General features: G+C 69.6%; 15 protein-coding genes and 2 pseudogenes. 5 read left to right on the top strand and 12 right to left on the bottom strand.

What is annotated here, in order from left to right:
• Window positions 1-38: 38 nt before the first annotated feature.
• From QA802_RS34275 to QA802_RS34310, 8 genes are all read right to left on the bottom strand, one after another.
• Window positions 39-1493, bottom strand: a complete 1455-nt coding sequence (locus QA802_RS34275) for a class I adenylate-forming enzyme family protein (RefSeq protein WP_334531041.1) — start codon at window positions 1491-1493, stop codon at window positions 39-41.
• On the bottom strand, window positions 1490-2740 hold the full coding sequence (locus tag QA802_RS34280) for an NAD(P)/FAD-dependent oxidoreductase (protein ID WP_334531044.1): 1251 nt from the start codon (window positions 2738-2740) through the stop codon (window positions 1490-1492). Before QA802_RS34280 ends, QA802_RS34275 begins: the two co-directional genes overlap by 4 nt.
• Window positions 2737-3060: a 2Fe-2S iron-sulfur cluster-binding protein gene (locus QA802_RS34285; protein ID WP_334531047.1), complete on the bottom strand. Its 324-nt coding sequence runs from the start codon at window positions 3058-3060 to the stop codon at window positions 2737-2739. The genes QA802_RS34280 and QA802_RS34285 overlap by 4 nt, the downstream gene beginning before the upstream one ends.
• A 23-nt stretch (window positions 3061-3083) precedes the next feature.
• The gene (locus QA802_RS34290) at window positions 3084-4307 is read right to left on the bottom strand and encodes a cytochrome P450 (RefSeq protein WP_334531050.1); all 1224 of its coding nucleotides are present in this window, start codon (window positions 4305-4307) and stop codon (window positions 3084-3086) included.
• Window positions 4304-4834: a cupin domain-containing protein gene (locus QA802_RS34295; RefSeq protein ID WP_334531053.1), complete on the bottom strand. Its 531-nt coding sequence runs from the start codon at window positions 4832-4834 to the stop codon at window positions 4304-4306. The genes QA802_RS34290 and QA802_RS34295 overlap by 4 nt, the downstream gene beginning before the upstream one ends.
• Window positions 4835-5009: 175 nt before the next feature.
• On the bottom strand, window positions 5010-5552 hold the full coding sequence (locus QA802_RS34300; protein WP_334531056.1) for a MarR family winged helix-turn-helix transcriptional regulator: 543 nt from the start codon (window positions 5550-5552) through the stop codon (window positions 5010-5012).
• Between the two features lie 35 nt (window positions 5553-5587).
• Window positions 5588-6436, bottom strand: a complete 849-nt coding sequence (locus QA802_RS34305; protein WP_334531059.1) for a fumarylacetoacetate hydrolase family protein — start codon at window positions 6434-6436, stop codon at window positions 5588-5590.
• Window positions 6433-7029 (bottom strand): carboxymuconolactone decarboxylase family protein, encoded by a 597-nt coding sequence (locus tag QA802_RS34310; RefSeq protein ID WP_334531062.1) that lies wholly within the window; start codon window positions 7027-7029, stop codon window positions 6433-6435. Before QA802_RS34310 ends, QA802_RS34305 begins: the two co-directional genes overlap by 4 nt.
• A gap of 81 nt (window positions 7030-7110) precedes the next feature.
• Here QA802_RS34310 and QA802_RS34315 point away from each other — a divergent pair, with 81 nt between their 5' ends.
• The 3 genes and pseudogenes from QA802_RS34315 to QA802_RS34325 all read left to right on the top strand — a co-directional run.
• Window positions 7111-7995: a VOC family protein gene (locus tag QA802_RS34315; protein WP_334531065.1), complete on the top strand. Its 885-nt coding sequence runs from the start codon at window positions 7111-7113 to the stop codon at window positions 7993-7995.
• Window positions 7996-8049: 54 nt separating this feature from the next.
• A complete protein-coding gene (gene paaZ / locus QA802_RS34320; protein ID WP_334531068.1) occupies window positions 8050-9597 on the top strand; it encodes a phenylacetic acid degradation bifunctional protein PaaZ in 1548 nt (515 codons plus the stop codon).
• Window positions 9598-9739: 142 nt separating this feature from the next.
• A pseudogene (locus QA802_RS34325) lies at window positions 9740-10045 on the top strand (transposase); the annotation flags it as partial.
• Between the two features lie 1603 nt (window positions 10046-11648).
• Here the strand turns inward: QA802_RS34325 and QA802_RS34335 are convergent.
• The 3 genes and pseudogenes from QA802_RS34335 to QA802_RS34345 all read right to left on the bottom strand — a co-directional run bounded on the left by QA802_RS34335 (window position 11649) and on the right by QA802_RS34345 (window position 14780).
• Window positions 11649-13187: pseudogene (locus QA802_RS34335) on the bottom strand (ISAzo13 family transposase).
• Window positions 13188-13283: 96 nt separating this feature from the next.
• On the bottom strand, window positions 13284-13433 hold the full coding sequence (locus QA802_RS34340) for a hypothetical protein (protein WP_334531071.1): 150 nt from the start codon (window positions 13431-13433) through the stop codon (window positions 13284-13286).
• Window positions 13434-13598: 165 nt separating this feature from the next.
• Window positions 13599-14780, bottom strand: a complete 1182-nt coding sequence (locus QA802_RS34345) for an ISAs1 family transposase (protein WP_443042216.1) — start codon at window positions 14778-14780, stop codon at window positions 13599-13601.
• Window positions 14781-15117: 337 nt separating this feature from the next.
• Between QA802_RS34345 and istA the strand changes: the two genes are divergently transcribed.
• Both istA and istB read left to right on the top strand, forming a co-directional pair.
• Window positions 15118-16464, top strand: coding sequence for an IS21 family transposase (gene istA, locus QA802_RS34350; RefSeq protein ID WP_443042217.1), 1347 nt, complete (start codon window positions 15118-15120; stop codon window positions 16462-16464).
• Window positions 16461-17231 (top strand): IS21-like element helper ATPase IstB, encoded by a 771-nt coding sequence (gene istB, locus QA802_RS34355; RefSeq protein ID WP_334531079.1) that lies wholly within the window; start codon window positions 16461-16463, stop codon window positions 17229-17231. The genes istA and istB overlap by 4 nt, the downstream gene beginning before the upstream one ends.
• Here istB and QA802_RS34360 read toward each other — a convergent pair.
• Window positions 17136-18083 carry an ISAs1 family transposase gene (locus tag QA802_RS34360; RefSeq protein ID WP_334531081.1) on the bottom strand — a complete coding sequence of 316 codons (948 nt, stop codon included), beginning with the start codon at window positions 18081-18083 and terminating at the stop codon, window positions 17136-17138. The two genes, istB and QA802_RS34360, sit on opposite strands and share 96 nt — an antisense overlap.
• Window positions 18084-18314 lie beyond the last annotated feature (231 nt).

Here is an 18314-nt window from a genome sequence, read left to right on the forward strand (position 1 = left end):
AGATGAGAGAGGGGTTGAGCGGTTGTTCCGACGGGTGGTCAGCCGTCCAGCAGCGTCATCAGCCGTGCGCGCTGCAGCTTTCCGGTGGCCCCGCGGGGCAGGGCGGGCACCACGCACAGGCGGCGCGGCCACTTGTGCCGGGCGAGCCGGCCGTCGAGGTGACCTCGGACGTCGTCCAGGGTCGGGTTGCCGGACTCGGCGACGAGGAAGGCGGTCACGACCTCGCCCCAGAGGGGGTCCGGCGCCCCGGACACGGCGACCTCGACGACGCCGGGAAGGTCGGCGAGGGCGTTCTCGACCTCGGCGGGATCGACGTTCTCCCCGCCGGTGATGATGATGTCCTTCAGCCGTCCGACGACCGACAGCCGGCCGTCCTCGTCGAACACCCCGCGGTCCCCGGAGTGGAACCAGCCTTCGCCGTCGGTCACCGGCACCGGCCCGGCGGCGGTCCAGTACACGGAGGCAACCGAGGGGCCGCGCACCCAGATCTCGCCGGGCGTGCCGGCCGGTGCGGGCGTCCCGGTCGCGTCCACGACCCTCAATTCAGCCTGCGGGACGGGTGGTCCCGTGCAGGTCGCCGGTTCGTCGGGCGCCGAGTACGTCACCCCGGCCGCGGTCTCCGTCAGGCCGTAGGAGTTGACCACACCGATCCCGCGGGCCCGGAACTGCTCGCGGGTGGCGGTCTGGGCCGGTGATCCGCCGGACAGGATCCAGCGCAGGGTGTCGAGGTCACGGCTGCCGAACCGGGGGTGGCGGGCCAGCAGCGCGGACATGGCCGGTACCGCGAAGGCGCAGGTGACCCGGTGGTCGCGGACCAGGTCGACGAACAGGTCCGGGTCGAAGCGCGGGGCCAGGATCACCGTCCCGCGCCGGGCCCAGGTGTACTGCGGGAGCCCGCCCAGGACCGCGACATGGGCCAGCGGGGTGGACACGAGCGTGGTGTCGGTCTCCCCGAAGGGCAGCCGTGCCAGCCCGTTGACCATGCTCCAGTACAGGTTGTCGTGGGTCAGCGCCACGCCCTTGGGCCGGCCGGAAGTGCCGGACGTGAACGCTATGACCGCGACGTCGGAGTCGGCCGGGGCGTCCGGTTCGGGAGCCTCGGGCCCCTCGTCCCCCGCGGGGTGCAGATCCTCCCAGGCCAGCCTCAGGCCCGTGCCCGCAGGGAAGCCCTCGTCGGCGACCACCGCCACCGGCCGGGTCTCCTCGCACACGACCGCGAGCTCGCCGCCGGTCACCTGCGGGTGCAGGGGGACGAGCACCGCCCCCATCCGGGTCACCGCGAACAGCGTGATCAGGGCCTCGGGCCGGGCCGCCCCCTGCATCACCACCCGGTCGCCCCTGCGTACCCCGTACTTGTCGAGGCGGGCGACGGCCCGCCGCACCGCCAGGTCCAGCTCGGCGTAGGTCCACGAGCGGTCCTGGAAGACGAGGGCGGTCCGGGAACCGGCCTCGACCGCGCTGACGGCCAGATGAGCACCAAATGTACGCGTCATGCCCGTACCTCCGCCGCGCGTCTGGCCCGGGCGAGCGCGCCGAGGGTCGTCCCCGTGAGGTCGGAGGCGGTCACCGGGGTCCGCCGTTCGAGGAGCCGGCGGGCCGCGAGATGTTCGGCGGGCCAGTTCAGGGTCTCCACGGCCACGAGCAGACCGTCCCGGAAGGCGTACGCGGCCAGTCGCTCGGGGGAGTCGCCGACCGTCAGACGTACGTCGTCGGAGGGCGCCCGGAGCCCGGCGATCTGCAGCTTGATGTCACCCTGGTCGCTCCAGAACCACGGCAGGCTCTCGTACGGCGCCGATGCCTGCCCGGCGATGCGTCGGCCGACCAGAACCCCCTGGTCGGTGGCGTTCTGCACGGACTCCAGCCGGACCGGTCCGTCCGCGTGCGGGTGGGGGTGGCGGGCGCAGTCGCCGACCGCGGAGATCCGCGGGTCGGAGACCGAGCGCAACTGTTCGTCGACCAGCACGCCGTCGTCCACGGCGAGGCCGGCGTCCCGCGCCAGCTCGTCGCGGGGCGCGGCGCCGATGCCGTACACGACGAGGTCGGCGGGAAGGACGGCGCCGGAGGTCACGACCCGCTCGACCCGGCCGGAGCCCTCCAGGACCCGTACGGCGGTCCCGGTGAGGACGCGTACGCCCGCCCGTTCGTGCCTCTCCCGCACATGCGACTCCACCTCGGCGGAGAGCGCCCGGCTCAGCAACCGGTCGGTGAGTTCCACGACGGTGACGTGGGCGCCACGGGCACGGGCGACCTGGGCCAGTTCGAGGCCGATGAAGCCGCCGCCGATGACGACCACATCGCGGGCCGTCGTCAGTGCCCGGCCGATGGCCAGCGCGTCGTCGAGGGAGCGCAGGGCGTGGACGCCGTCGAGGTCCGCGCCGGGCACGGGGAGGGGGCGGTTGCGGGCGCCGGTCGCCAGGACCAGGTGGGCGTACGGGACGCTCAGGCCGGAGCGGATGCGGACCGTGCGGGCGGCCGGGTCGAGGGCGACCACGTCGTCACCGAGCCGCAGGTCGATGTCCCGCTCGCGGTAGAAGGTCTCCGGGACCAGCGAGACCCGCAGGTCGTCGTGGTCGGTGTGGGCCTTCTTCGACAACGGCGGCCGCTGGTACGGCAGATGGGGCTCGGCCGCGAACACGGTGACCGGACCGCCGTATCCGGAGGCGCGCAGGGTGGAGGCGACGCTGAAACCGGCCTGCCCGCCGCCCACCACGACCACTCCCGGGGCGCCGCTCGTCGTCATACCTGCTCCTCGGGCACGTGGACGACCAGTCCGTCCAGGGCGTCGGAAAGCTGGAGCTGGCAGCTGAGCCGGCTGGTGGGCCGGCGTTCGGAGGCGGTGAAGTCCAGCATCTCGTCCTCGACGTCGTTCGGCGGGCCCGCCGACTCGGACTGCGCGGCGTCGACGTAGACGTGGCAGGTGGCGCAGGAGGCGTTGCCGCCGCACTCGGCGACGATGCCCGGGACGCCGTTCGAGACGGCCGCCTGCATGAGCGCGGTCCCCGACGCGGCGGTGACCTTGCGTTCGGTCCCGTCGGGCAACTGGAAGATGACGGTGGGCATGAAGTCCTCCCGATGGGGACGGCTCAGGCTGCTTGCCAGGTGACGTTCAGCGAGGTCAGCCCGCGGAACACCCAGCCGTCCATGCGGCCTGCGGCGGAGTCGCTGTCGGATGCTGTCGCGCCTTCGGCGAGGCGCAGTCCCTTCAGGCGGCTGAAGACGAGGGGCCAGGCGATCGCGCTGACCTCGTGGCGCGCGACCCACGCGCCCATGCAGAAGTGCGGACCGCCGCCGAAGGCGAGGTGCGGGCGGTGCGGCCGGTCGATGTCGAACTCGTCGGCCCGCTCGAACACCGCCTCGTCCCGGTTGCCGGAGGCGATGACGAGGGCGACGCGGCTGCCGGCCGGGAGGGTCACCCCGGCGATCTCGTACTCCTGGGTGAGCTGGCGCGGGTACATGCCGATCGGCGAGACCCAGCGGGCGGTCTCCTCGAAGACCCGCTTCCAGCTCGCCGGATCCGCCAGGACCCGGTCCAGCACCCCGGGGCGGTTCAGCAGTGCCCAGGCGCCCACCCCGAAGACGTCACGCGGCTCGTTGACGCCCCCGCCGATGATGACCTTGACGTTGTTCTGGATCTCCGCGAGTTCCACCGGCCCGGCCGCGTGGATCATGGAGGAGATCACCGAGCCGTCGGGCTCGCGCCGGGCGGTCTCGGCGGCTTCGGCGACCGCGCCCTCGATGGCCCGGGTGGCCCGCTCGGCGCGGAGCCAGATGTCGGGGTCGTCGGCGTAGTTGCTGTTGCCGGCCATCATCGCCCGCGACCAGTCGGCGATGTCCTCGGCGCTCGCCGTGCGCAGGCCCAGGACCAGGGCCAGGTTGGCGGCGACGAGCGGCTCGGCGAAGTCGGCGATCAGGTCGGCCTCGCCGCGGCCGGCGATGCGGTCGAGCAGTTCGTGCGCGGTGCGTTCGAAGGAGGCCGCCCACAGGTCTCGGACCTGGCGTGGGCGGGTGGGCGGCTCGGCGGCGGATCGCAGCCTGCGGTGGTTCGGGTCGTCCTCGCGGAGCATGTTGGGGCCGACCGTGCGCAGCAGCAGCGAGCCCTCCTCACGGGAGCTGAACACCTCGGGCAGCTTCTCCGCGTGGACGATGTCCTCGTACCGGGTGAGCAGGTGCCGGCCGACCGAGGGCACCCAGGCGAGCGGAGCGGTGCGGCGCAGCTCGGCGTAGGCGGGGTAGGGGTCGCGGCGCAGGTCGGCGAGGTCCAGGTCGACGACCGGAGCGCCGGGCGCCGCCGTCGTCAGGGGGCTCATGAGATGTCGCCCGCGCCGATGAGGACGAAGAACATGGTGGCGGGCTCGGTGCCGTTGTTGCGCCAGGCGTGCCGGGTGGCGTTCTGCACGACGATGTCGCCGGGCCTCAGGACCGCTGTCTCGCCGCCGTCGAGGTCGAGGACGATCTCGCCGCTCAGGACGACGCCGTAGTCGACGGTCGGGGTGGTGTGCATGCCGGGGTTGTCGGGCTCGAAGAGCTCGGCGAGACCGGGGCTGGCCTCCAGTTGCTCGTCCGCCGCGGCGATCGGGTCCCAGGACGGGTCGGCGTAGACGCTGCCCGGCGCGAAGGTGACGGTCAGGGCGACCGTCTCGCCGGGAGCCGGGACGAAGTTCGTGAGGTCTGCCGTCGGGTCCTCGGACGGGACGGCGGGAGAGGCCGTGTTCCACACCACGGAGCGGGCGAAGCCGGGGGTGTGGGTGAACTGACGGGTGCGCGGCGGCTCACCGTCACTGACGATCACGGGCTTGCCGCTCGGGCTGACTCCGGTGACGACACGACGGACCATGACTCTCTCCTTTGAGGAACCGACGCGAAGGGCGTCAGGGGAAGGTGGCTGAACGTTAAACGGCCTCGGGGAAACTCGTTAGAGGTTTGACGGTAAAAGTTCTGACGATCTGAGAGGCCGCGTTGCAGGGGATGCCACAGGGGCTCCGCGCAGGTGCAGGCCGGGCTCGTCGGGCTCAGGCGTCGTCGGCCGGGGTCTCCTGGTTGACCAGCGTACGCAAGAGATGCACCAGCTCACTGAGCTGGTCGTCACGCAGGACGCCGGTCCAGGCCCGCTCGCGCTTTGTCTGGGCCTCGATGGCCTGCCGCAGCGTGTCGCGACCCTCGGAGGTGAGCTCGACGCACAGCTGACGGCGGTCGGACTCGACGCGTTCACGGGTGATCAGGCCGCGGCTCTCCAGCGTCGTCAGCGCGCTGGAGATGCTGGCGCGGGTGGATCCGGAGACCCGCCCGATGTCCTGCTGGGCGAGGGGGCCGTAGACCCACAGGGCGTTCAGGATCCTGAAGCCCGCCCAGGTCAGCCCCAGGGGCCGGTGGACGTGTTTCTCGAAGTCCTTGGTCAGCCGGGCTTCGAGCCGGGTGAGGTCGGTGACCATCTCGATCGCGTCGAGGTCCCGGGGATCGGTCGTGCCCAGCTCGCGATGGTGGTGGCGCAACAGTTCCGAGAACGCCCGGGTCCGGCTGGCGCCCGTGGCCTCTTCCCGCACGGAATCCGTCACGATGTCCCACCCTTCTTCGGCCGGCCCGGCCGGCATCAGCCGGCGACGACCGGATTGACCATGGTTCCCACGCCAGTCACCTCGGTCCGCAGGACCTTACCTTCGGTGAGGTAGAGGCGAGGAGTGCGGCGGACACCGCAGCCGGCCGGGGTGCCGGTGAAGATCAGGTCGCCGGGCTCGAACGTCACCCGCTTCGACAGCCAGGCGATCAGCTCGGGCACGCTGAAGATGAGGTCCGAGGTGCGGCCCCGCTGCACTTCGAGGTCGTCGACCCAGCCGGCCACCTCGATGTCGTCGGGGTCGGCGAACTCGTCCGGCGTCACCAGGTACGGGCCGATCGGGCTGAAGGTGTCGTACGACTTCGGCAGCGTGAACTGGTTGATCGGCTTGCGCCACTGCTCCTTGCGGTCGCTGATGTCCTGACCCGCGGTGACGCCGGCGACGTGGGACCACGCGTCGCCCTCGGGAATGCTCTTGCCTGCCCTGCCCATGACCACGACGAGCTCGGCCTCGTAGTCCACTTTGTCGTACTGCGGCTCCACCACGATCGAGTCGTAGGGGCCGACCACGGACGAGGCGAACTTGGCGAACACCGACGGCTCGTCCGGCACGGGGAGGTTGGATTCCTCGGCGTGCGCGCGGTAGTTCAGGGCGACTCCGATCGCCTTGTACGGCTTGGCGACGCGGCCCAGGTCGTGCGGGTCGAAGGGCTTCCAGTCGGCCTCGTCGGCGCGCTCGGCGATCGCGCGCAGTTCGTCGTGGAGGGCGAGGTCGCAGAGCACCTCCAGGCGCGGCTCGATCGCTCCCTTGCTGGCGTCCACGATGTCGAGGGCGAGGTCGTCGCGGACGACGACCGGGCGGCCGGCGAGGTTGGCGAGCTTCATGCGGCTTCTTCCTTCTGGTCACGGGGCCGGGGCAGGGGCAGGGCGAGCTCGCCCTCCACGTGCACACCGAGCGTGTTGATGACGGTGGCGATGGTCAGGTACTGGCCGACGGTGTAGAGGACGTCGATGACCTGCTCGGTGCTCAGGCGGGCGGTCAGCCGGCCCCAGAGCTCGTCGTCCACGCCCTGGTGGTCCAGGAGCGAGTCGGTGGCGGTGAGCAGCACCCGGTCCAGCTCGTCGAGCCCGTCCCAGTCGCCGTTCACGGCGGCCAGGATCGTGTCGTCGGCGAGCCCGGCGCGGCGGGCGATCCGGACGTGCTGGTCCCACTCGTACGCGGCCTGCGCACGGGCCGCGATCCGCAGGATCATCAGCTCGCGGGACAGCAGCGGCAGGGTGTTCTTCCCCAGCACATGGTTGCCGAAGACGATGAAGCGGCGCAGCGCGTCCTCGTGGTGGGCCAGGGTCGCCCAGATCGTGTAGATCCGGCCGTCCTGATCGCGGTACGGCGCCAGCGACGCCAGTGTCTTCTCGTGCAGCTCGCTCTCGTCGACGGGCTGCAGGCGGGCCTTCTTCTCGGGCACTTCTCCCGGCATCGGAGACCTCCTCGGCTCGATGGCGTCAACGTATTCGTATGAGTCTTGACCGTCAAGGGTCTAACAAATACCGTCTTCGCCATGACGATCCAGAGCCTTGGGTACGTGGGCATCGGTGCGCCCGACCCGACAACATGGGCTGAGTACGCCCGCACAGTGATCGGCCTCGCGGTCGAGCCCGGGACCGCATCCGACAGCGGTTCAGCCGCGGGCGGCGATCACGTCCGCTACCGCCTGCGCATGGACCAGCACCCCTTCCGCATGTGGCTGACCGAGGCGCCGACGGGCGGCGTGACGGTCATCGGTTGGGAGGTCCGCGACCCGGCGGCCGTCGAGGAGATGACGGTGCGCCTCAAGGAGGCCGGAGTCGACGTGTCCGTCGGCACCGATGAGGAGTGCCAGGACCGCCAGGTGGCCCGGATGGTGCACTTCACCGGCCCCCTCGGCATCCGAACCGAGCTCTTCTGCGGCCGCCGCCTGGCCCCCAGCCAGTTCGTCTCGCCGCTGGGCGTCGACTTCGTGACCGGAGAGCAGGGGCTCGGGCACGTGGTGATGAAGACGCCGCACGTGCAGGCGGCGGTCGACTTCTACTGCGACGTCCTGGGATTCCGGCTCAGCGACACCGCCGACTACCCCTGGGGCACCTTCTACTTCCTCGGCTGCAACCCAAGGCACCACAGCATCGCGTTCATCCGGTCGTACAAGAACGAGGGAACCCACCACATCCTGTGTGAGGTGACCAGCCCGGAGGAGGTCGGCCGCGCCCTCGACCGAACGCGTGAGCACGACGTGAAACTCATGGCCACGCTCGGCAAGCACGCCAACGACGGGATGTTCTCCTTCTACATGACCTCGCCGGCCGGCTTCGGCATCGAGATCGGCGCGGGCGGCGTGCAGGTCGACGAGAGCACCTGGGTCAGCCGGGTCTACACCGCCGACATCTGGGGCCACCACCCGGCCGAGTGAACGGCGCACCTTCCGTAACCCTCCTCGACGTTCTCGAAGAAAGCGGGCCCCACCATGCTCCAGAGCTATCTGCAGGACACCTGGGTCACCCCCACGGCCACGGACGGGTCCGCGACCGACGTGCACGACGCGGTCACGGGAGACCTGGTCTGCCGTGTCTCCTCCGCCGGCCTCGACCTCACCGGGGCGTTCGGCCACGCCCGCCGCGTCGGCGGCCCCGCGCTGCGGGCCCTGACCTTCCACCGGCGGGCCGACCTCCTGGACGCCGTCGCCGCCGCCGTCCGCGCCCGCCGCGAGGAGCTCTACGCCCTCTCTGCCCGCGCCGGAGCCACCCTGAACGACGCCCGCTACGACATCGACGGCGGCATCCGCGTCCTGCGCGACTACGCCGACCGAGCCCGCACCGAACTCCCGGACGCCCCCTACCTGGTCGAGGGCCCCGCCGAACGCCTCGCGCGGGGCGAGGACTTCCTGGGCGTCCACCTCGTCACCCCCTCCCCGGGGTTGATGCTCCAGGTGAACGCCTTCAACTTCCCCGTCTGGGCCCCGCTGGAGAAGCTGGCCCAGGCCGTGCTGGCGGGCATGCCGAGCGTGGTGAAGCCGGCCACCCCGACCGCGTACCTCACCGAGCACCTGGTCCGGATCCTGACGGAGGCCGGTGTCCTGCCGTCGGGGACCCTCCAACTGGTCGTGGGCTCGGTACGGCCGGCCCTCGACCTGCTCGGCGAGCAGGACGTCCTCTCCTTCACCGGCTCCGCCGCCACCGCCGAGACCCTGCGCACCCATGCCCGCCTGGTGTCCCGCTCGGTCCGATTCAACGCCGAGGCGGACTCCGTCAACGCGATCGTCCTGGCCCCCGACGTCACACCCGGCTCACCGCTCTTCGACGCGTTCGTGCGCGAGGTGGTGACCGAGATGACGGTGAAGGCGGGCCAGAAGTGCACCGCGATCCGCCGCGTCCTCGTCCCCCGGGAGCAGGAGTCCGCCGCCCTCGACGCGATCTGTGCCGAACTGGCCGGAGTGACCGTCGGTGACCCCGGCGCCGAGGGCGTCCGGATGGGCCCGGTCGTCAGCCTCGCCCAGCGCGACGACGTACGGCGCGCGGTACGCCGTATCGCGGGGTCCGGCCGCTTCGTACACGGCGACCCGGCGAAAGTGCGGGCGGTCGACGCCGACCCCGAGCGGGGCGCCTTCCTGGACACCCTCCTCATCTCCGCCGACCCCGAGGCCGCCGCGCCCCACGAGGTCGAGCCGTTCGGACCGGCGGCGACGGTGCTGGCGTACCGCGACACCGGGCACGCGGCGGATCTGTTGGCGCGGGGGCGGGGCAGCCTCGCCGCGTCGACGGTGAGCGACGACGTCGACTGGACGAGCGCGTTCGTATGCGAGACGGCGGCCTGGCACGGGCGGCTGCACCTGCTCGACTCGCTGACCATGGGGCAGACCACCGGACACGGGTCACCGCTGCCGGGGCTGCGGCACGGCGGCCCCGGGCGGGCCGGTGGAGGGTCGGAGATGGCGGGTGTCAGAGGTGTGGTGGACCTGATGCAGCGGACGGCGGTGCAGGGGTCCCGGCGGGCACTGGACTCGCTGGGAGCGTAGGCGCGCTGATGGTGCGGGCGGCTGAGGCCGCCCGCCGCGGACGGCTGAGCTTGGAGTCACCGTCGGTCAGCGCATCGCGGTCCACTGCCGAATCCGCAACCGGCGGAAGCTCGGCTCGCGAGGTGGCCGGACACCGAAGTGCGACACGCCTGAGCGGCTGAACACCGAGGCATCCTTGGCCGCCCTTTGCGGAGTCAGCCCCATCGAGTACTCCTCTGGCCGTCGGAGCACGCGTCGGCTCAACTACGGCGGGGACCGCCAGGCCAACGCGGCCCTGTACCGCATCGTGTTCACCCGCCTGCGCCACGACCCTCGCACCCAGGCGTACTACGAACGCCGCGCCCAGGAGGGCAAGACCCGCCGTGAGATCATCCGATGCCTCAAGCGATACGCAGCCCGCGAGGTCTTCAACCTGGTCAGACCGGTTTCCCGCGCCCCCGCGTTATAGGGGCGTCCGTGATACGTGAGTGAGACACCGTCGAACACCCTGCAATACCGCTTTGACGGGCCAGAAGAGGCTCCCGTCCTGATCCTGGGTCCCTCCCTGGGTACCACATGGCACAGGTTGTAGAGACCGTCCGTGGGCGTCCAGGCCGGTCCAAGATGAGCGCGTAATGCCAGGTCAGGGCATTCCGGTCCGGTGGAGTCGGCTCAGTCGGTGATAGGCGTGTGAGAGCGGAGTGCGACGAGAAGCCCCGCAGGTGCGGCCCGGCGGGGCTTCTGAGTAGGTGAGTTTCCGCGTCCGCCTTGAGCCCCGTTGCACTCGGTGCCTCCTCTCTCGAGCACCCGACGCAAGGGCGCGGTGACGACACGCGTTTTACGGCCGATGCGCGGCATCAGACCTCGGAATTCTTCGCGAGCAACCAGGTCGCAGCGTTAGCCCCTGCAAAGCCCAACGCCTTGGGAGGCGTCTGCGGCACTGCCTTTCCCTCCGACATTGCGGGGACCGCGTGGATCGACCGTCATGGGACTGCTGGCGCGGCGGTCGCCAGCCCGTCACCCGTCACCGCCTAGTATTTGCCCGCTTCATCACGCGGCCGCATCGCTCCGCTGGCCTGGTAGTGGGTGGCATCCCTACACGCAGCCCGCTGCCGATCGCTACCCGCTACCCTGGACCTGACCTGGGACGTCAGGGCAGTTGTACCGCAATGCGGTCCGCTTTCCTGCAGGCACGCCATACGGGCTCCTGCGCACGACGAAGCCCCGCCGAGCCCGGCGGGGCTTCGTCGTGCGCAGGAGCTATGACGGAGTGCAGCGGCTGGCGTGGGCAACGTTGTACTCCGGCACTCCACTTTCGAGCACGCGGAGCAAGGACGCGGTGACGATACGCGTGCTACGTCCGATGCGTAGCACGCGGCACGGGAACTCCGCGCGACGCACCAGGTCGTAGCCCTTCGCCCGAGAGAACCCCAACGCCCTGGAGGCGTCTTCCACGCTCCCCGTTCCGTCCCAGGTGGCGCGGATGTGTGTAGGGCTGTAACGGGTGCTTTGCATATCGTTGGTCTGTCTGTGCAATTCGGATGCTCCAGTTGCTAAGGCGGTGCGGCTTGCGTGCAGCCAATGGGATTTGAAGCTGCTCAATATGTGTGGCGCCGCGCGGCAGGGTCGGTAGGTCCCGGTGCTGACCCGGGAATGATCAAAAAAGCAAGTGACGTAAGTGAGGGTCGGTCACCACACCTTGCGCGCTGAGGTTGATGCCGATGAGTAGGCCACCCCGCCCGAGGTCAGCTTGGGATGCTGCGACGCGCTTCGAGCGAACTTGAGCGCCCACGGCACCCGTTCCACGGAAACTCTGCGGTAGCCCAGATAGCCGACAGTCGCGCGACGCTTTGAAATTACAGCCGTCTTGGTGTTTCCTTTCGACGTAGGTGCAGGTCGTGGCGGTGGACCATCAATGATCCGGGGAAACGCCGGTTTGGCTAACCGGCGATCCCGCGCTATGTTGCTGCGCTTCGAAGCTATGCCTGTGCGCCCACTCGTGTAGTCAGCTGTTTCTGCGCTGTCTCCTCCCAGGGAGCTGCCGAACAATAACTCCTCGTTCTTGGTGAGGATCACGGGGGTGTGAGGTCGTGCCCGGCGATCTCGGCGAGCTGTTGGGCCGTGGTCACGGTGAGGGCGCCGGTCGAGACGATGTGCCCGAGCGCGGCGAGGACGGGGGTGGCCTCCCGGAGGGTGGCGCCGATCCTGCTTTTGGGCAGGCCGGTTGCCTCGGCGAGCGGTGCCTGGTCCATGGACCAGCGCTTCTTGAGGAGGAAGACGACGAGCTGGTCGGCGACGGAGAGCCGTCTGCCGCCGGCGCCGGGGCCTCCGTCGGGGCGCTTGCAGGGCAGGAAGATCGGCGGGTGCTCGGTGCACCAGGCTTGCTAGCGGGCGGTGAGCTCGTCGAAGGCGGCGGGCTCGAGTCCGGTGAGGCTGGGGTGCCGCAGCCAGGCAGGCAGCTTGTCACCGGCCGGGAAACGCCCGAACTCGGCACTGGGCGGGGGCGGTTCAGGGGCGAGGGGTTCGGGGCGCAGGGTGTAGTTCCACGTGCCGTGCCAGTCGTGTGGCGTGAGGGGCAGGCGGTCCATGACACTGTCGGGGACGGTGACCCCGGTGGGGTAAGTGCCAGGGTCGAAGTCGGCGTGGACGGACAGTCCGTTACGTGTGGTGGTCGCTCCGATGGTGCTGACGACGACTTCGTGGCTGGTCAGGGGCCTGCCGCGCCAGTTGATGCTGATCTGCGAAAACAGCCGGTGCTCTATTTTGTTCCACTTCGAAGTTCCCGGCGGAAAGTGACAGACCGTCACCTCGACGCCCGTCTCATAGGCGAAGTCCGCGAGTTCCTTCTTCCAGGCGCGCACGCGGTAGCCGTTGGAGCCTCCGGTGTCGGCGGTGACCAACAGGCGGGAAGCGTGCGGGTAGCGGCGTCGCCCCTCACCGTTCCACCAGCGGCGCAAGGTGGCCACGGCGAAGGCGGAGGTGTCCCCGTCGCAGCCCACCGACACCCAGCCGGCGTCCGCGCCGATGTCGTAGATTCCGTAGGGCACCGCCTTCTGGGCGCCCTTCTCGGGAAAATCGTGCGCGCGGACCTGCACCGGCTGCCCGTCGGCGAGGTATGCCGTGACCTGGTCGTTGATGTAACGGAACTGGGCGTCCCGGTCCGGGTGCCGGGCTCCCTCGGTGGTCCTCGCGGTGCCCTGCAAAGAGAACCCCTCCGCCTTCAGCAGTGAGGCCACCGTGTCCGAGCCGACCCGGCGCCCCTGCCGCGTCAGCTCGGCCGCCAGATTCCGGGTGGACTTCACCGTCCACAGCAGCGGAGATTCCGGGTCGCCCCGCTGGTCCGGCCCGACCAGCGCCAGCAACGCGGGCACCAGCCCCGGATCCACCTCCCGCAAGGACTTCCGCCCCGCGCCCGGCGCCCGGACCCGACCCGCGGACTCCTCCGCGTCCTCCAGCTCCCGCTTCCCGCGCGACACCGTGGACTCAGCCACCCCGGCCGCCCGGGCCACCCTGCGAATCCCTCCATGGCCCAGAACACGGGCCGCCGCACCCAGCGTCAGACGCTGCTGCCGCTCATCGAGATGTGGCAGCAACAGCCCGAACACATCCACCAACTTCGCCTTCGTCCCCTCCGACACCACCGCATCCTACGACCCAACAGCCCACGAATAGCGAGGAGTTATTGTTCGGCAGCTCCCAGGGCTTGATCAAGTTCCTTGAGTGTCTGGGTTGTTGGTGATGCCCAGGATGGCGAGTGCTCGTTCGGGTTCGTGGCGAATGGCGCGGGTGGTCTTGGCGATGTTGTCGGCTCCGAGGATCTTCAGGGTGCCGATGGCGAGGTTGCGGATGGTGGCCATGGCGCGGGGTGCAGCGCCGGTGTGAATGGTCGAGGCGTCCTCAGCGAACGTGACATCTCGGATGTAGTGGGAAGAATTTTCGATTCCCCAATGCCCGCGAATGGCGGCGTGTCGGCGTACACCTGAACGCAGGGTCTTTGAGAAGTGATCTTGTGTCCGGGTTCGTCATGCCAGCCCGAGGGCGGTGAGGGGCCGTAGGTGGTCACGGGCGGTGCGGCGGAGGGCGGCTGCGATGTTGGTGTGTCCGTCCTGGCGGTGGATACCGATGGCGAGGTTGCGCAGGCCGGCCATGACGCGGGGCAGGCGGCGGGTGCGGGTCTTCGAGGCGTCCTCGTGGAAGGTGCGGTCGCGGACATGGTGGAGCTGGTTCTCGATGCGCCAGTGGCCACGGATCCAGGTGGCGAGTTCGCTGCCCGTGGCCGCGCCGGGTGGCAGGCTCGTGACCAGGTAGATCCGTTCGATCGTCAGCTTGCCCGTGCCCAGATCGCGTCTCCAGCGCACGACTTGGAGGGCCTGGCGGGCATGGGGGTAGTCGAGGTGGGCGAACGTGGCGGTCTTCAGACGGCGGATCTCGTCGCGGTGGTGGGCCCGTCCGCGTTCGTAGTGGTCCAGGCGGACGTCGCGCCAGGGCAGGCGCCGGACGCTCTCGTGGAGAGCGGGGTGGTTCCTTTTCACCACGGCGAGGTAGTGGGCTCCGCGTTTGTGCAGGTAGGTGGCGTGGTCGTGCTGGGTGTGCAGGGCGTCGGCGGTGATGACGGCGCCGGTCAGATCGATGCTGTCCAGGAGTGGAGCGAAGGCCGGGATCTCGTTGCTCTTCCCGTCGATCTGTCGTTGGGCGAGGACCTGGCCGCTGTGCGTCATCGCTGCGATCAGGGCGACGGCCGGCTGTTTCGCGGTGCGGGAACCGCGGAGAGTCTTGCCGTCGACGGCGATGATCTTCCGTCCCGAGGCTGGGGCCTTGCGTTCCTGGAGGAAGTGTCCGATGGCGCGGTCCAGTGCGTCACCGTCCGCGGCGGCCAGGACGAGGCGGATGGTCGTGGCATGGGGCGGGCGGATCAGGCCGGTCAGCGGATCGGGCCGGAACCCGAGCAGGGCCAGGACGCGCTGCGGGGCGTCGGCGACCCACTCGCCGATCGCTGTGATCGAGGCAGCGCCGGCCAGAACGGCGGCAGCCGCAGCGGTGAGCAGGGCCGTCCATGGGTGACGGATACCTCGACGGGCCCGTGGGTCAGGCACCGTGGCTAGATAATTCCGCAGGTCAGCGACCGTTTTCAGCGGGGCAGGCCCGGAGGCGTCCCCCAGTTGCTGGAGACATGACGGCATGCGGGAAGATGGGTGCGCAGGCATGGACTCGCTCGGTGGTCATACGGACTCGACACCCACATGATCACCAGCATCCATGCCTGTTCTGCGTCCAGGGTCGCTGCCGACAGAAGCTGACAAGACGTCACATCCGGTGCTCAGCAGGCGAACCGCCCACCTCAAGACTTCTCAAGGGCCCTGCACCTGAACGTCCCCACCCGCGTACGGATGAACGCGGCCAGTTCCTGAGACGGTGAGGAACGCCGGTGGGCACTCTGCTGCGTAATCGATGTGCTGCGGCAGGGGGTGGTCGGCGGTGGTGTTGGATCCGCGTCGCTGGTCGGAACTACGGCGGTTTCGGGGGTTGTTGGAGTCCGGCGCGATGAGCCTGTCGGAGATCGCCCGGGAGACGGGGCTGGACCGAAAGACGGTCCGCAAGTACCTCGCAGGTCCGGCGACTCCGCCGCGTCGCTCGGCCAGTGGCCAGTTGGTGCCCAGGAAGATCGATGAGTTCGCGCCGCTGGTCGATGCGATGTTGCGGGCCGAGATCCTGATGAAGGCGTCAGTGATCCACGAGCGGCTGGCTGCGGGGTACGGGTTCACCGGCAACTACCAGCGCGTCAAGCTCTACGTTCAGCAGGCCAGGCCAAGAGTCGCCGAGGAACTCGGCATCACGCCGAAGGAGTTGGCGGGGCTGCACCGCCGTTTCGAGGTCGTGCCGGGAGCTCAGGCCCAGGTCGACTGGGGCGACGAGGGCAAGATCCTCGCCCACATGGGCATCCCCAAGGTCTACTCGTTTCACATGGTGCTGTCGTACTCGCGCGACCCGTTCTGCTGCTTTACCACTGGCCAGGACCTGCAGACCTTCTTCGACTGCCACCGGCGGGCGTTTGCGCACTTCGGCGGGGTGCCGATGACGATCGTCTACGACCGGACCAAGACCGTCGTGCGCCGGCACGTCGCACCGGGCGAGGCGGTTCCGCTGCATCCGGAAGCGGTCGGCTTCGCCGGTCATTACGACTTCGACATCGACGTCCTGGCCGCCTACCGGCCCACGGGCAAAGGCCGGGTCGAGCGTCAGGTTCTCATCGTCCGTGACCATGTCCTGTCCGGGCGCGCGTTTTCCTCGCTGGGGGAGATGGATTCCGCGTTCGCCGCCTGGGTGCCCCGGCGGCGGGATCAGATCCACAAGACGCACCGGGAAGTCATCGGGATCCGGGCCGCCCGCGACCACGCGGCCCTCAAACCGCTGCCGCCCACCCCTTATCTGGTGGCCGAGCGTCATCTGCGGCCGGTCGGCAAGGACTGTCTGGTTGCCTTCGCAGGGAACCTCTACTCGGTGCCCGCCCGCAGGGTCCGCCCTCGCCAGCTCGTCGAGATCCGAGCGACAAAGTCCCAGGTCATGCTGCACTCGACCGTCGCCGATGCCAGCGGCGAGACCTTGCTGTCCACCCATCCCCGGGCGGTCGGCCGCGGCGCTGTCGTCAAGGACGACGAGCACTGGGACGGTCTGCCCACCGGCAAGAACCGCCGCACCACGACGGGCGACGTGACACCACCAGTGCGACGCGAGCCGCCCGCGGGCGGCCAAGTCGGGCCGCTGCAGACTCTGTTGAACCGGGCCGCGGCCGCCCGTGTCGAGGTCGGACGGCGGCCTCTCTCGGTCTATGACGAACTGACCGGCACCCGGCCCTTCACCACCAACTCCCCGACGAAGGAGTCCTCTTGAGCGAGCTGACCGGCAACCGCATCCGCACCACGGCCGGCAAGCTCGGCCTGCCCCACCTGGCGGAGACCATCAACGAGTACACCCGCCGAGCCGACGAGGCGAAGATGGGCTACCTCGACTTCCTCGACCTGGTCCTGTCCGAAGAGCTCGCCGTCCGCGACGACCGCCGCTTCCGCCAGGGCCTGCGGCTGTCCAGGCTGCCGCACCACAAGACGCTGGACGAATACGACTTCTCGTTCCAGCCCGAGCTCGACCCGCGCAAAGTCAAAGACCTCGCCAGCCTCTCCTTCGTCGACGGCAAGGCGAACGCCGCCCTGCTCGGGCCGCCCGGGGTCGGAAAGACACATATCGCCGTCGCCCTCGCGGTCGCGGCCTGCCGGGCCGGCTACTCGATCTACTTCACCAGTCTCGATGACATGGTCCGCAATCTGAAGGCCGCCGAGTTGGCCGGACGGCTGGTCAACAAACTCGGCACCTACCTGCGGCCGAGCGTCCTCGTGGTCGACGAAGTGGGCTACCAGCCCCTCGAACGCGCCGAGGCGAACCTGGTCTTCCAGGTCATCTCCAAGCGTTACGAGAAGGGCTCCATCATCCTGACCTCGAACAAGACCTTCAGCGAATGGGGCCAGGTCTTCGGCGACGAGGTCTTGGCCACCGCCATCCTCGACCGCCTACTGCACCACTGCGAAGTGATCGCGATCAACGGTCCAAGCTACCGGCTCAAGAACCGCCTCCAGGCCATCGAGCGAGAGACGGAAGTGGCCTGACAGCTGGGGACGTTCGCCCGTACGCGGCTGGGGAGAAAAGACCGTACGCCGACACGGCGGCGAGGTCGATGGGGCGGGTTTGATGGGCGGCGAGGCTGGTGACCGCGTAGACGTTCTCGCGGGTTTCGGGCCGGCCGGTGGGCTTGCGGCGGCGGTGGACCCGGATGGCGAGGTGGGCGTGGGGGAAAGCGATGCCGCCGAGGTTGTCGGCGATAGCGCAGGTTTTGATCGAGCGGGACTGATGTTGGCCTTCACCGAGTGGAGGGCATCGAAGGTGACGACGGTGTCGGCGAGGTCGAGCGGTGCCAGCAGGGGTTTGAAGTGGCGCACTTCGTTGGTCTTTGCACCGACTTCGACCTGGGCAATCGTGGCGACGCGGTCGTGGGTGACCGCCGAGAGCAGGTGGCGCCGCGGCGCGGCCAGGCGGGCTGAGCCCTTGAGGGCCTTGCCGTCCACGGCGATGATCTGCCGCGATCGGGTCTCGGGCATGTCCGCGGACGCGGTGATGCGGTGCCGGTCGGCCAGGTAGGCGCCCACAGCCTGGTCCAGGGCGTCGCCGTCAAGTGCCTGAAGGACGCGTCCGCGAGTGACCGGCTTGGGGCTGCGCCGCCAGCCGAGCAGGTGACGGCGTACCCCGAGGGATGCCAGCAGCGAGTTCGTGGCCCGCTCGCCGAACTCGGCGAGTTCATCGATGCTCTTCGCACCGCAGACGGCCGCGCAAGCACACATCAGCAAGATCGCCGTCAGCGAGTACCACCGGCCCCGGCGTGAGCGTGGATCCGGAACCGATTCGAGGTAGGGGCCCAGGTCAGCGATCCGGTCCGCATCCAGCGGCCCCAGCTTCTCCAGCACGGCAGGGATAGGGGAAGATGCAAGAGCAGGCACGGGACGTCCTCGTGATCATCTGGCTTCGACACCACAATGATCACGAACCCCCGTGCCTGCTCTGCTATCCGCCCCTACCGGCCTGATCGTCAACCCTCCACGCAAGCACGGAACTTGACGGAGCCCTGGTTTCCTCGGGGCCTCCCCCTGAGTGGTGGACACGCTGATACTGGATCTGCTTGATCCGGAGGAAGCGAG

Origin of the sequence: Streptomyces sp. B21-105, from assembly GCF_036898465.1 — a bacterium.
Classification (GTDB): Bacteria; Actinomycetota; Actinomycetes; order Streptomycetales; family Streptomycetaceae; genus Streptomyces.